We start from the raw sequence: 12825 nt of genomic DNA, 5'->3' as shown, positions 1-12825 counted from the left end.
GAATAATAATACCGTTAAGTTATCAGGAGAACCAAAACTGGTAGTAGAAAAGTTCGGCTTATTCGTCAGATTCTTCTTTATATCCCATTGAAGATGCGTAATCACGCAATTTATCCTTCAGTAGGTTTCGGGCACGGTGCAATCTGGAGCGTACGGTTCCGATTGGAATGTCCAGTATTTTAGCCATTTCTTCGTACGTGAATCCTTCAATATCACAAAGAATAATGACTGTTCTAAAATCAACCGGCAACGAGTTTAGGGCAGTTGCTACTTCATCACCAATTAGGTCAGAAACAGACTCGGCCCGTAGGTCAACGGTATGCTCAGTCTCGGCATCTTCCGAATTATAGGTAGTTTCAACATCCTGATAATCGACCTTTGCCGGTTCCTTACTTTTCTTCCGATAATCGTTAATGAAGCTGTTCTTCAGTATGCGGAACAGCCATGCTTTTGCGTTAGTTCCTTGCTCAAACGACGAAATAAACCGAAAAGCCTTTAAATACGTGTCCTGTACGAGGTCGTTGGCATCGTCCTCATCCGTCGTTAACCTGAAGGCAAAGTTGTACATAGAGTCTATGTGGGGCATAAACTCCTTATTGAAAATCCGGTACTTCTGCTCATCGGTATAACCGCGGGCGGGGGCATCGGCCTGAGACTGCTCGACAGAAGTTTCGTCGATGGGCTGTGTTTGGTCCGGTCCGGCGTCCCGGTCGTCGCGAGTTGGCGTATCTGACATAACTTGGGGTATGGTCGCCATAAAAGTAATAGGTATTTGCCGTTTACCATCGGCCGTATTCAACGAATTACCGAAGGATACAGAGCCGATTCATTGAAGTGCCTGCCTAACGGAATGCAAAAATCAATCCTTTGTTCAGAAGAAAGGTTTAAAATGAGGTAAATGTGACTATTTGGCAGTGAACGTTTTAATCAATACCCGCGTTAAAGCCGGTTAATTGCTACCTAAAAGGGGGAGTGATTAACCGGCTTCGCTGTAAAAAGACTATTAAACAGCCACTGACTTGAAATACCGTTTTAGCCATGAGTCAGCCGCCCGCAGGTGCCAGTTCGTCAGGAATTCGGCCTTAATTTTTACGAGTGTGTTAAATACTACCGTGTCGGGCGTGATAGTGCCGGATAGCACCGCCGTTTTAATAGCGGGCAGTTCAATTGTCATCACCGATCCATCTACTCCCCGGACAGCCGCTGAGCGGTCGAAGAAGTCAATACCAAGCGACTCGCCAAGTTGGCGCAGTGTCCGCACCGATGCGTCAATGGAACAGCCACTCGGCAAGTTGTAGCCTTCGTCCACGCCCACAATCACAAACTGGTTTTCTATCACCTGGGCCGATGCCAGCAACGCCTGCCCGTGTGCCGCCCAATAACTAAGCGCTGGTTTCAGTTCCTGATTGATGGCGTTTACATCGCCGTCCGAAAGCGGGCGGTTGGCCTGATACACCCACACGCGGGCATCGTCCGGCAGTTTATCAAAGTCGATCCACATAGTTTTAATGAATGATGGATAATGAATAATGTAAAATGGATAAGGCTACTGTCGAGCAATTAATTCGGGGCCGCCCGTGCGCATCATTATGCATTAACCATTGTACATTCCTACAGTCCCTCTCCCTGGGCGATGAGTTCCGAAATGTCGTAAACGCGGACAGAGTCCTCGCGGTTCTGATTCTTAACCCCGTCAGACATCATAGTCATGCAAAACGGGCACGAAACGGCAATGGTATCGGCCCCGGTTTGCAACGCTTCCTGAACCCGCTCCACATTAACGTCCTTTTTACCGGGTTCGGGTTCTTTGAAATATTGACCGCCACCGGCTCCGCAACACAATCCATTGGCCTTCACGCGCTTCATCTCAACTAAGTCGGCATCTAAAGCGGCTAACACCTCACGGGGTGCTTCGTAAATTTTATTTGCCCGGCCGAGGTAACACGAATCGTGGAATGTGATCTTACGTCCCTTAAACGACTCGCCGTCTTTTACCTTAATGCGCCCATCGCTGATTAGTCCCTGCAAAAACTGGGAGTGGTGAATCACTTCATAATCGCCACCGAGTTCAGGATACTCGTTTTTGATTGTGTTGAAACAATGCGGACAGGCCGTCACGATCTTTTTAACATTGTAGCCGTTCATCACCTGGATATTCGACATAGCCTGCATCTGAAACAAGAACTCGTTCCCTGCCCGACGGGCCGGATCGCCCGTGCAACCTTCTTCCGGACCCAGCACGGCGAATTTGATACCAATGTGATTTAAAATCCGAACGAAAGCGATGGTTACGCGTTTGTAGCGGTCATCGAACGAGCCAGCGCAGCCAACCCAGAACAAAATTTCAGGTTGATCTCCCGACGCGGCCATCTCAGCCATTGTCGGTACGGTATATGTTTTTTCGGTTGTTGCTTCCATTTGTATCAGGGCGAAACGGATTGTGGCTTAAACCACTTATTTACGGATGGGGAAGTTTGCTTTGTCTGCCGGTAAGCCAGCCACACGAAATAGCCGACGCTGACGACAATGCCAATTTCCATTAAGTATTCAATCAGGTAAGGCCACTTGCTGAGCCGTGTCGGATTTGAATAGATTGGTGCGCCCATCTGCCACCACACTGACGGATGCACAGCGGCCAGAACATTCAGCACCAACAAAACCGATATATGTCGGGCGTTCTTCCAGTTGGGAAACAGGATCAGCAGTGGTAAGGCATAGATAAACACATAGTTTCCGAATGAGCTTTTATGGACGAACATGATTAGGCCGTAACACAATACCCACAGAATAGGCAAAGCGTATTCATACGTTACACCACTACGCCGGAGTTGCCAAGCTCCGTAAGCCGATACCCCCAACACAACCAGCAGGCCAGCCGCGCTTAACAAGCCTGCGTACGAGGTGAAGTCGCCAATGAGCGGAGCCAGCACGGTTGGCAGATTGGGCGCAAACGGCATGTTAGCAAACATGAGGGGCGTCAGCATACCGTCGCCAGTGAGTACATATAGCAGAACAAGCGCCGGTAAGCCAGCCACCAATAAGCCTGCTACGTACTGCACGGGCCGATGAACCCAAAATACTAACGCGGCAATAATCAGCACCGCCAACGCTTTGGTTATAATAAGCATGGCTGCCATCAGCAACCCCATTCGGAACGCATTGGCGTTGTCCGCCCATATCCATAAACTCACGACGCCAAACAGCCACATCCAAACGTCTTCCTGCCCACCCACTACACAAAACACGAGTGGTCCGGGCAGCGCTAAATAGAGTAATGCCGATAGCTGAGCCACGCTACCCTGTCGCGGGCGGAAGAAGCGGTACGTCAGCCACCAAGCGGCACCCTCTACCATAATCATCAGCAACACGACACTTTTCGCACTGTGCCAGACCAGAAGCGGCAATGCCGTAACGTAGGCAAAAAGTGGGCTGTAGGGCGACCAGAAATCACGATACACAACCTCACCCCGGAGTGCATGACTGGCCGCGTCGTAGAATACGGGCACATCAGAATGAGGATCAAACCCCATCCAGAGGTAGATAATCACAAACGGTACTAACCGGCACAGAACGAAGGCAACCAGCAGAAGTCGATTAGCCAATGGCTCCGGCACGTTCAGAATCTGGTTTTGAAACCGAACTCCGATAACAACCGCCAATGCCCCAACGAAGGCAATCAGACTTTTAATCAGGATAACAGTCATGAATCATGTCAATGAGGAGCGAAAAGGTACGACCCTGGCATGGCTTTTTCAAACTATCCTACTTTGTGCTCACTGGCTCATTAACCTGGTCAGCCCAGTTGAAGCGGTCGCTCGGCGAGAATTTCCACGGAGCCATGTTGTTCTCAATATTGCTGAACATAGCGTTCCACGAAGCCGGAGCCTGCGATTCTTCCATAACCCGGTACCGGCGCAACTGTAAGATAATATCGAGCGGGTTAATGTTAATGGGACAGGCGTTGATGCAGGCCTGACACGTGGTGCAGGCGTTGAGTTCTTCGGCCGTGATATAGTCGTCGAGCAGCGATTTCTCGTCACGGTAGTCGTCACCGTTGGTTTGCCAGCCGCGCTGAATCTCTTCGAGCCGGTCGCGGGTATCCATCATAATCTTGCGGGGCGACAGTTTTTTGCCGGTAATATTCGCCGGACAGGCCGCCGTACAACGCCCGCACTCGGTGCAACTATAAGCGTTCATGAGGTTAATCCACTTCAAATCCTGCACGTCTTTCGCCCCAAACCGACCAACTTCTGCTGGTTGCTCCCCGTTGTCGTTCGCTTGGGAACCGTCCGGCTCGGTTGTGAGCGGCAAGCCGAGTGCCAGTTGTACTTCCTTCGTAATTTCGGGCATGTTCTGCATCTCGCCCTTAGGCTGCAAATCGGAGAAGTACACGTTTGGGAAGCCGAGCGCAATGTGGAGGTGCTTGGAATACGTTACGTAAACGGCAAATGCCAGAATGCCGAGGATGTGGAGCCACCACGATGTGCGCTCATAAGCGACCAAGGCCGTGTCGCTGAAGCCACCAAACAGAGGTTTTAGAAACTGACTGATGATGAAATCAGGCACCACGCCCTGCAACTCACTATAATGACCCACACCCCGGTCCCGCAGGACACTGTCCGATGCGTCCCAGGTCAGGAACGCAATCATCAGGATAATTTCGGCGGTCAGGATAATGGTTGCGTCAGGGATAGACCAACCGAGCAGTTCGCGGTGCCGTTCGGCCTGTAAGCGTTCTACTTTCGTTACAAAGCGCCGGGTCAGAAACACGACACAAACGGCTAATACGCCAAACGCCAGCACCTCGAACACATTAATCAAAAACGGGTAGACGGGCGCTATGTAAGGTGCAAACAGCCGATGCGTTCCTAAAACACCGTCCAGTATAATTTCCAGTATCTCTAAATTGATGATGATGAAACCGGCGTAGATCACAAAGTGCATCACGCCCACCAGAACGTTAGTGAACATCTTTTTCTGGCCAAAGGCTACGAGCAACATGGTTTTCAAGCGCTCACCCGCATTATCGGTTCGGTCTTCCGGGCGGCCCAGGTTGATGGCGCGGGCAATCAGTTTAACCCGCTTGGTTATGTACCAGACGGTGAAAGCTAATGCTGCCACAAATAAAATCTGCTGTACGATTTCCATTAATTTTTTAGTTTTCTACCTTGATTATCAGCGTTGTCATGAGCCAATCAGCGCACGAAGTAAAATTATTCCCGGCAACAGGTTGTAAGACGACCAAAGTAATTTTACTTTTGCACCCACGTTTCGGTGATGTAGCTCAGTTGGTAGAGCAAAGGACTGAAAATCCTTGTGTCGGCGGTTCGATTCCGTCCATCACCACCTTAACGTAAGCCTTCCTGACCGGGAAGGCTTTTTTTATGCTTTATGGTTACGTTAGTCGACCCTTAATAGTATGCACGCATACTATTTTTGCAGTAACAAAGATACAGCTTGGCGTAATTTTAACAAGCGAATTCAGGACCTATTTTGTACTCACCGCTGATAAAAAAGCATATGTTTGCTGCCCTGTTGCGTCCGCTAATTTACTTCCTGCGACTCAACTAATTTTTCTGCTCTTTTCTTTTACTCCTTATCTCACATGTTCACTCCTTCTTGAAAACGATCCTTTTCATTGGCCTTCTCCGTTGTGTTCTGCCAATTGATTCACTGCCGACCAGCAGGGATGGTAGGGAAGTACCTTCAGTCGCTGATAGTGCCCGAACCACGTCCAGCGTGCGAGCCCCCCGGTTGTGGGCCGTTGGAGCATCGTCGCTGCTGACACTGGGGTCGACCTACGTTTATCTACAAAAAACGTGGTGGAATGGCCGGGGCGTACCGTTTCATTTTGATGGGGGACGCGATTTGGCCTACGCGAGTGGTCTGGACAAAGTGGCGCACGTTGCCGGTGGTGTATTCATTTCCGAAGCATACTACAATGCCTTTCGCTGGTCGGGTGTACCCGAGCGGAAAGCTGAGTGGCTGGCGTTCGGTTCAGCGGTTTTTGTCGAAGTGGGGATCGAACTCAAAGACGCCTACTCGCCTACCTACGGCTTCAGTTGGCGCGATGTAGCGGCCGGAACGGTTGGTGGATTCTGGCCGATGGCGCAGAACCGGTCAGGTTTTCTGCGCGACGCCCAGTGGAAAGTCAGTTATTGGCAACGAACGCCAAAATATTTCACAGAGCGTGGTATTCCAGTGCAACGGATTTCTATCGATGACTACCTCAATCAAACGTATTGGTTCTCGTTTTCGGCTGAACGATTTGGGAACGCCCGCTGGCAACGCGCCTGGCCCGACTGGCTTCAAGTCTCCGTCGGTATGGGCTTAGAGGCCGAAACATGGAGCGTCCGGCACGACGGGCTGGGCGGTCGACACGAGTGGTACATTGCTCCGGATGTTAATTTGGTGAAGTTGATTAAGCCCCGTAGTAATACCGCAAAAGTGCTGGTTGGGTTGCTGAAATACATCAAAATTCCGGCACCGACTTTGCAAGTCGGCCCCAAAACAAGGTGGCACTGGCTATTTTTCTGACTGTTGAATCAGGCCTCCGCCATCTCGATACCAATTGCCCGCATCAACTGACTGGCGTTGAAACTCGCGCAGATACCATTCCGCAGTTTGTAATCAAATACCAATTGACCGTTGTCGAGGTCAGACTGGAAATGAAAATTACGGACGAAGTCGGTGGCATCGGTCAGTTGGCCCAGTTCGAGATCATGGGTTGAGACGAAGCCCGACGCCAACGTTCGGTGCAGTTGCCGGATCAGGGCCTCCGCGCCCCGGTGCCGGTCGGCAGAGTTAGTTCCTTTCAGAATTTCATCGAGGAAGTATAGAACCGGCAGGCGGTCCTGAGGCAGCGGTTCCCCCGCACCGGCGGACCGGCCGGGACGATCCTGAGGGATCGTGTTAATTTGCTTTGAGAGGCCGATGAGTGTTTGTAACCGTTTAAGCTCGGCGTAGAAGGACGACGTACTTTCTTCCAGCGAATCCTGCGTCCGCATACTCGTGAACACCCGCACTGGCGAACATTGAAACCGCTCCGCGCTCACAACCGCCCCAGCCAATGCCAGTACGATATTGGCCCCGACCGTACGCAGGAACGTACTCTTGCCCGACATGTTGGAACCGGTGATGAGCACAGTCTGGCCGGAACCATCCAGCGCTAATGAGTTGGCTACGCTACGGTCAGGTGGTAGCAGTGGGTGAGCCGCAGCAGTGATATCCAGGATTAACTCGTCGTCAGTAATGTCAGGGGTAGCATACGTTGGATGAGCATAGGCAAATCCGGCCAGACTGTTCAGCGCTTCTAATTCACCCAAGGCCTTTAACCAATGAGCAATGTCAGAGCCGTACTGTTTTTTCCAACGCTCAAGCCGAAACAGGTACTGTACGTCCCACAGCGTAGCAATCCCAAAAATGAGAAAGAAATACGGATTACGCCGGTAGTTTAATCCTTCGGTTAGTTGTGCCAATTGGCCGATCACATCCGATACGGGGCGGCTATGCGCCGTGAGCGCCTGCCGAATGGCCCGCAACCGAACGGCCTCGCCCGTGAGCAGTTCAGCCTGCACAAACAAACCCTGAAACGCCCGCAATGCCACCGAAATTTCGTGAGTTTGATCGCTGACATCTTTAGCTCGTGCGGCCGTTCGACTCAACACAAAGCCATGTATGCCCAGCGCCACCGTGATAGCCACGCCCGGTACGTAGCCCAGTAGCCAGGCTACAAAAAGCCCCAGCGTGATGGCCGGGAACAGGAACCGGATACTGTTCAGATAACCGGGCAAAGGCGCAGCATCAGCCGTTGCCCACTGAATGAGCGCATCGGGTGACCGGCTGATCGTTTCTTTCTGGTAAGCAAGTGCTTCAAACTGCTGTCGCCAGTCGAGTTGAGGAATTAGTTCAGTAGCGGCCTGCTGGCGCAACCGGATCGCATCGGAGCCAGCCGGAGTCTGCAGCCAGGTGGCCAATCGGTTTTGTCCCTCGTGGGTGTGCGTTCGGTTCAGCAGACGAAACAGCGAGTGCTTGCCAAACACATCCAAATCACCCGTATAAAAATGCGTTGGGCTGATGAATATGTCACCCGTTTCGGGCCGCAGGTATTGGCGTTTCAGACGAGCCGCTTCATCCTGATTAACAAAAGCCAGATGATGGGCCAGATCGCGCTCTTGCCGAACGGTTTGGTGCTTTTTAAGCAAAAACAGAAACCCGACAAGGCCAGTCAGCAACATCCCGACAGCCATCAGTTGCTGGTCGACTCGGATGAGCAGCCAAACGCTCACTACGCTACCCAGAAACCACACAAGCCGCCAAAACGCCAGTTTATCGTATCGGTCCTGAGCTGTTTTCTCGGCCTGACTAAATTGTCGCTGACGCTGATTGAAGGTAGTTTCGGGGGTCATGCTGGTAGGCATAAAAAATCGGCAGTGCGGGCGCTGCCGATGGTAGTGAATTCAATGACGTTGTTGAGCTTCCAACTTACTAACTACACTCCCGGCAAACGCCCTGAATGAGCAGGTTTGTCTCCTTTCGACTGTAGCCTTCGGGTAGCACCACGGCCGGGATGCTGACGTGGTCTAAGCAGGTCGTTTGCCCGCAGGCATCGCACTTGAAATGAACGTGGTCGTGGTGATGATGCCCGTCGGCGCAGGTTTCGCGGCAGAGTGCGTATTTCGTGCCGCCCTCGTCGTCGAGCACTTTGTGAAGCAGCCCTTTATCCAAAAACGTGCGGAGCGTACGGTAGATCGTGACGCGGTCGTGATCGGGGCCTAAACCGCCCTCAACGTCGTTGTGCGCCAGCGCGTGACCGGCGTTCAGGAACAGGTCGAGCACTTCCTCGCGGCCGTTAGTGTGCCGGAGTTTAAAGTCTTTAAGTGTCTGAGCGGCTGGTGTCATAAGATTCAGTAAGTTAGTGAGTTAGCCAGTCGGTGAGTACCATTCATGTCAATTCTATTGCGAATACTTACTGACTTATCGACTGGCTGACTCACTAACTGTTTACTCTATCGTTTCAAACTGCAATCTGACCAGATTGGCATAAATTCCGTCTTCCTGCGTCGCTAACTGGTCGTGGGTGCCTGTTTCGGCGATTTGCCCCTCGCGCATGACGTAAATCATGTCGACCTTGCGGATGGTGGCCAGCCGATGCGCAATAATGATAGTCGTGCGGCTCTGCATTAGTTCATCTAAAGCCTCCTGTACCAGCCGCTCCGACTCCGCATCGAGCGAGCTTGTTGCTTCGTCCAGGATCAGGATGGCCGGGTCTTTCAGAATGGCCCGAGCGATGGCAATCCGCTGCCGCTGCCCACCCGACAACTTAACGCCCCGCTCACCCACAATCGTTTGAAGACCTTCCGGGAACGAATCGATAAACTGGAGTGCGTTCGCTTTACGGGCCGCTTCGCGCACCTCGGCCTCGGCTGCATCGGCTTTACCATACCGAATGTTTTCGGCGATTGTACCCCCAAACAGCATCACCTCTTGGGGTACTACGGCAATATTCTTACGAAGCTCCGTCACGTTGAAGCCTGTCAAGTCGCGATCATCGACTGTAATTTTGCCACTGCTAAGGGCGTAATAGCGCATCAGCAACTGCACAATGGTTGACTTGCCCGCTCCACTTTGTCCAACTAATGCAATTTTGCGACCAGCCGCCACGTCGAGCGTAATGCCCTTTAGCACGGGAACGTCGGGCCGTGATGGGTACGTAAAGCGGACATCCTCAAACCGAACGTGGCCCTGCACCGGCACAAACAGCGGCAACTCTTCAGTAGCGTTTACTTCCGATGGCTCTTCCAGGATTTCCAGAATGCGCTCCGATGCGCCAACGGTCTTTTGCAATTGTGCGTACAGATCGCCCATGCCCGCCACAGAGCCGCCAATGAAAGTTGTGTAAACAATGAACGTCAGTAGATCGGCGAAGGGCATTTCGTTGGACAGCACCAGCGAACCACCGTACCAAACCACACCAATGATGCCGCCGAAGAGCGCAAAAATTACGAACGAGACGAACACACCCCGGAATTTAGCCGCCCGCAAGGCTGTATTTACAACCCGTTGCAGAGCCGTTCCGTACCGGTCGATCTCTAACTTTTCATTCGTGAACGCCTTAACGATATTCACCGACTGAAGCGTCTCTTCAACCACAACGTTAGCCGTTGCCAACTGATCCTGCGCCAGTTTGGACAATTTACGGATGAACTTGCCAAACACGATTGCCGCCACAATGATCACCGGAAACGTAGCCAGCATGAACAGCGTCAGCTTCCACGACACATAGAAGATAATGGCCGTTCCAATGGTCAGCGTCGCAATTTGGCGGAACAACTCAGCCAGCGTCAGCGTCAGTACGTCCTGTAGTTGCGACACGTCGGCCGATATGCGGCTGGTGAGTTCACCCACGCGCCGTTGCTCAAAAAACGGGATCGGCAGCGTAATGATTTTGCTGTAGGTGGCCCGGCGCACGTCGGCCATGGCCCGCTCGCTTACCTGCGAGAAGAAGTAGATGCGAAAAAACGAGAAGATGGCCTGTGCCACCAGCACACCCACAAAAAACAGCGTCACCTGGTTGAGCGTAAACGCCGATTTACCCTGAATCACGCTCGTAATCTGCCCGATCAGCAACCCAAAACTAAGGGTAGTGCCCGTTGACAGCACCAGAAATGCAAATCCAGCCGCATATTTCATGCGATAGGGTTTGATGAACCGAAAGATGCTTATAGCCTTCTTAAGGCTGTCCCGGTTCAGTTTCTTTTTATCCGCTTCGGGGGTTTCACCGCCCAAATTTCGTCCTCGTGCCATTGTTTATCTATCGTGGTTTGTGGTTCGTGGTTTGTCGTTGGTGCCTTTGCGACAACGACAAACCACGAACCACAAATCATGTTATCTCTCTTCTATTTGTCCCTTGTAGCCCGACTGCTCAAAAATCTGTCGGGCGTCGCTGTTGCGCATCAGGTCAGTAATGCTGACGTCGTCGTGTTTGTCGTGGTACCGGCCCACAATTCGCCACCCCATCCACCGGCCAATAGCACCAGGGCAACGCTGCCCAATTTCAGCCGTGAAGGGCCGTTCGTTCAAATATCGGCCTTTTATGGCTGGATTTGTTTGGTAGATCAACTGATTGTCGATAAAATGCGCCCAAACAATATCCTGAGCATTAAACGTTTCGGTCAGTTGTCTGTCTGAATAGCCGATGACTAAACTATCGGCCACTTCGGGCAGCACGGTTTTGGTGAAAACGTACCCTTTTCCGTAATAAACCATATCGGCCAGCATGGTTTGATCGGCCCTGTTGGTGGCGTTGTATTTGTCCGAAAGGGCGAAGACGATGGCAGGCACAATGTACTCTTTCCGATACCGTCGTAGAATATACTGTGGATATTGTGCTCCCTGCGGACGAAACTTCGCTTTGGGGCCAACGAAGTAATCGAGGCCAATGACAATCAGGCTGTCCGTAACGACTAAGTCCGGCCCAAGGTCGAAGCCCGTAACAACGGTAGCGACCTTGGGCGTACGGAAGTCAGGAAAGTCTTTTTTGATGTTGGCGAACGCTTCAGAAAGTTGGCTGTTGAGATCGTTCAGGTCCCCAAACTCGGTCTGAACCTGCCGATAAAGTTCGTTGAGAGCCGGGTTGTTGATCCGGTTGGTCAATTCGCTGATCAGAGCCGTATCATTTCCGGCTCCGTTCGCGTTAAAGTACAATTGAGAGACGGCGGGGTTCCGGTTTAGAAACGCCCGGACGCTGTCAGGCGACTTTCCTGCAAACAGGTGTTGGTCGAGCCGCAGAATCGCTAAATTGTCGTGTTTACCGCACGAAACCAGTAGAAAAGAACAAAAAAGCCCAAACAGGGCCAAGCATAGTCGCATGAAAATTACTGGATTTCTATATTGAAAACGTGCAAAATTATGAAAAAAGTTGCAGGGATCAGCCTGATTTTGACGTTGCTGACCGTAGTAGCGGTCTGCGCCCAATCCAGCGTAGCCCGTCCCAAAGTATATCGCCCAAAAACGGCTTTCTCGAAAGAATCGGATAGCCGGTTTCGCAAAATTCTGGGCGATAACTACAACGACCAGGATCAAAACCGAAAGGACTACGAGGATGACCGGAAGCGTCGGCGTCGTCAGCAGCAACAACCAGCCGACGGCTCCTATGACGGCACTGGACCCGATTACGCCCGGCCGAACCACCTCATTGAAATGAGCATCCGGGTTGCCCCCTCCCTCGACCTCAACACAGCTGGGGGATTCGGGACGTACACTGGTTTTCAGGATAACGGCGCGGGCGTCAGGATGAGTATCGGACCGACGCTCGATTATTTTTTCTTCAAGGACCGCTACGCCCTCAGCACCGGACTCTGGTACACCGTTAAGCGGTCTGGTTTCCAGATGCCCGGTTCCTTCGGCGAAACGCGCCCCCTTTCCGGCACTCCGTTCAAAGAATCCATTTATAATTTGCAGTACCTGCAAGTTCCGGCAACGGTGAAACTGCTTGCCAATAACATTGCGCCAAACGTACGCCTGTACCTCCAGACGGGCGGTCTATTGAGCTTGAAACTCGCTGAAAAAGCCCTGCAAACTGAGCGTAACGGATTATATCAGGCGGAGGGTGGCGGTGACCGTCGGCAGTACGGCTTTGGCGATATTGAGTTGCTGCTGGGGACGGGTGTGCAATACAAAATCAACCAGAACAATGCGTTCAACATTGGCGTAACGTACCAGCGCGGTCTGGTAAACGTAGCGCGGGCCAATCAACTAATCTCCAAAAGTCGGGTGGTAAGTCTGGATTTAGGATTTAAGTTCTGATTTTTTATCATTCCGACG

The 12825-nt window shown here is 51.8% G+C and carries 11 protein-coding genes and 1 tRNA gene; 3 read left to right on the top strand and 9 right to left on the bottom strand.

Features of this window, described 5'->3' with window-relative positions; translation table 11 throughout:
• Positions 1-58: 58 nt before the first annotated feature.
• The 5 genes from ACYVHB_RS13860 to ACYVHB_RS13840 form a co-directional block, all read right to left on the bottom strand.
• Positions 59-757, bottom strand: coding sequence for a sigma-70 family RNA polymerase sigma factor (locus ACYVHB_RS13860; protein WP_461052339.1), 699 nt, complete (start codon positions 755-757; stop codon positions 59-61).
• A gap of 246 nt (positions 758-1003) precedes the next feature.
• Positions 1004-1501, bottom strand: a complete 498-nt coding sequence (locus ACYVHB_RS13855) for a hypothetical protein (protein WP_461052338.1) — start codon at positions 1499-1501, stop codon at positions 1004-1006.
• 110 nt (positions 1502-1611) lie between these two features.
• On the bottom strand, positions 1612-2418 hold the full coding sequence (locus ACYVHB_RS13850) for a (Fe-S)-binding protein (RefSeq protein WP_461052337.1): 807 nt from the start codon (positions 2416-2418) through the stop codon (positions 1612-1614).
• Positions 2419-2423: 5 nt separating this feature from the next.
• Positions 2424-3704 carry a hypothetical protein gene (locus ACYVHB_RS13845; RefSeq protein ID WP_461052336.1) on the bottom strand — a complete coding sequence of 427 codons (1281 nt, stop codon included), beginning with the start codon at positions 3702-3704 and terminating at the stop codon, positions 2424-2426.
• A gap of 58 nt (positions 3705-3762) precedes the next feature.
• Positions 3763-5148: a 4Fe-4S dicluster domain-containing protein gene (locus tag ACYVHB_RS13840; protein WP_461052335.1), complete on the bottom strand. Its 1386-nt coding sequence runs from the start codon at positions 5146-5148 to the stop codon at positions 3763-3765.
• A gap of 125 nt (positions 5149-5273) precedes the next feature.
• Here ACYVHB_RS13840 and ACYVHB_RS13835 point away from each other — a divergent pair.
• Together ACYVHB_RS13835 and ACYVHB_RS13830 are read left to right on the top strand one after the other, a co-directional pair.
• Positions 5274-5346: transfer RNA gene (locus ACYVHB_RS13835), tRNA-Phe, on the top strand.
• Between the two features lie 393 nt (positions 5347-5739).
• The gene (locus ACYVHB_RS13830; protein WP_461052334.1) at positions 5740-6537 is read left to right on the top strand and encodes a DUF2279 domain-containing protein; all 798 of its coding nucleotides are present in this window, start codon (positions 5740-5742) and stop codon (positions 6535-6537) included.
• Between the two features lie 8 nt (positions 6538-6545).
• Here the strand turns inward: ACYVHB_RS13830 and ACYVHB_RS13825 are convergent, their stop codons facing one another.
• From ACYVHB_RS13825 to gldB, 4 genes are all read right to left on the bottom strand, one after another.
• The gene (locus ACYVHB_RS13825; RefSeq protein WP_461052333.1) at positions 6546-8408 is read right to left on the bottom strand and encodes a MutS-related protein; all 1863 of its coding nucleotides are present in this window, start codon (positions 8406-8408) and stop codon (positions 6546-6548) included.
• A 79-nt stretch (positions 8409-8487) separates the two neighbouring features.
• Complete coding sequence (locus ACYVHB_RS13820; RefSeq protein ID WP_461052332.1) at positions 8488-8901, bottom strand: Fur family transcriptional regulator; 414 nt, start codon at positions 8899-8901, stop codon at positions 8488-8490.
• Positions 8902-9003: 102 nt separating this feature from the next.
• Positions 9004-10806, bottom strand: coding sequence for an ABC transporter ATP-binding protein (locus ACYVHB_RS13815; RefSeq protein WP_461052331.1), 1803 nt, complete (start codon positions 10804-10806; stop codon positions 9004-9006).
• Between the two features lie 81 nt (positions 10807-10887).
• Positions 10888-11871, bottom strand: a complete 984-nt coding sequence (gene gldB / locus ACYVHB_RS13810) for a gliding motility lipoprotein GldB (RefSeq protein ID WP_461052330.1) — start codon at positions 11869-11871, stop codon at positions 10888-10890.
• A 39-nt stretch (positions 11872-11910) separates the two neighbouring features.
• Here gldB and ACYVHB_RS13805 point away from each other — a divergent pair, with 39 nt between their 5' ends.
• Positions 11911-12807 carry a porin family protein gene (locus ACYVHB_RS13805; RefSeq protein ID WP_461052329.1) on the top strand — a complete coding sequence of 299 codons (897 nt, stop codon included), beginning with the start codon at positions 11911-11913 and terminating at the stop codon, positions 12805-12807.
• Positions 12808-12825: the final 18 nt, after the last annotated feature.

The organism is Spirosoma arcticum (assembly GCF_054779955.1).
Note: the sequence above shows the minus strand (reverse complement) of the source record. Positions and strands in the feature narration are given on the sequence as shown.

Coding starts and splice junctions, on each gene's coding strand:
- ACYVHB_RS13815 (WP_461052331.1), bottom strand. CDS start 10,806: ATGGCACGAGGACGAAATTTGGGCGGTGAAACCCCCGAAGCGGATAAA.
- ACYVHB_RS13805 (WP_461052329.1), top strand. CDS start 11,911: ATGAAAAAAGTTGCAGGGATCAGCCTGATTTTGACGTTGCTGACCGTA.
- ACYVHB_RS13860 (WP_461052339.1), bottom strand. CDS start 757: ATGGCGACCATACCCCAAGTTATGTCAGATACGCCAACTCGCGACGAC.
- ACYVHB_RS13850 (WP_461052337.1), bottom strand. CDS start 2,418: ATGGAAGCAACAACCGAAAAAACATATACCGTACCGACAATGGCTGAG.
- ACYVHB_RS13820 (WP_461052332.1), bottom strand. CDS start 8,901: ATGACACCAGCCGCTCAGACACTTAAAGACTTTAAACTCCGGCACACT.
- gldB (WP_461052330.1), bottom strand. CDS start 11,871: ATGCGACTATGCTTGGCCCTGTTTGGGCTTTTTTGTTCTTTTCTACTG.
- ACYVHB_RS13825 (WP_461052333.1), bottom strand. CDS start 8,408: ATGACCCCCGAAACTACCTTCAATCAGCGTCAGCGACAATTTAGTCAG.
- ACYVHB_RS13855 (WP_461052338.1), bottom strand. CDS start 1,501: ATGTGGATCGACTTTGATAAACTGCCGGACGATGCCCGCGTGTGGGTG.
- ACYVHB_RS13840 (WP_461052335.1), bottom strand. CDS start 5,148: ATGGAAATCGTACAGCAGATTTTATTTGTGGCAGCATTAGCTTTCACC.
- ACYVHB_RS13845 (WP_461052336.1), bottom strand. CDS start 3,704: ATGACTGTTATCCTGATTAAAAGTCTGATTGCCTTCGTTGGGGCATTG.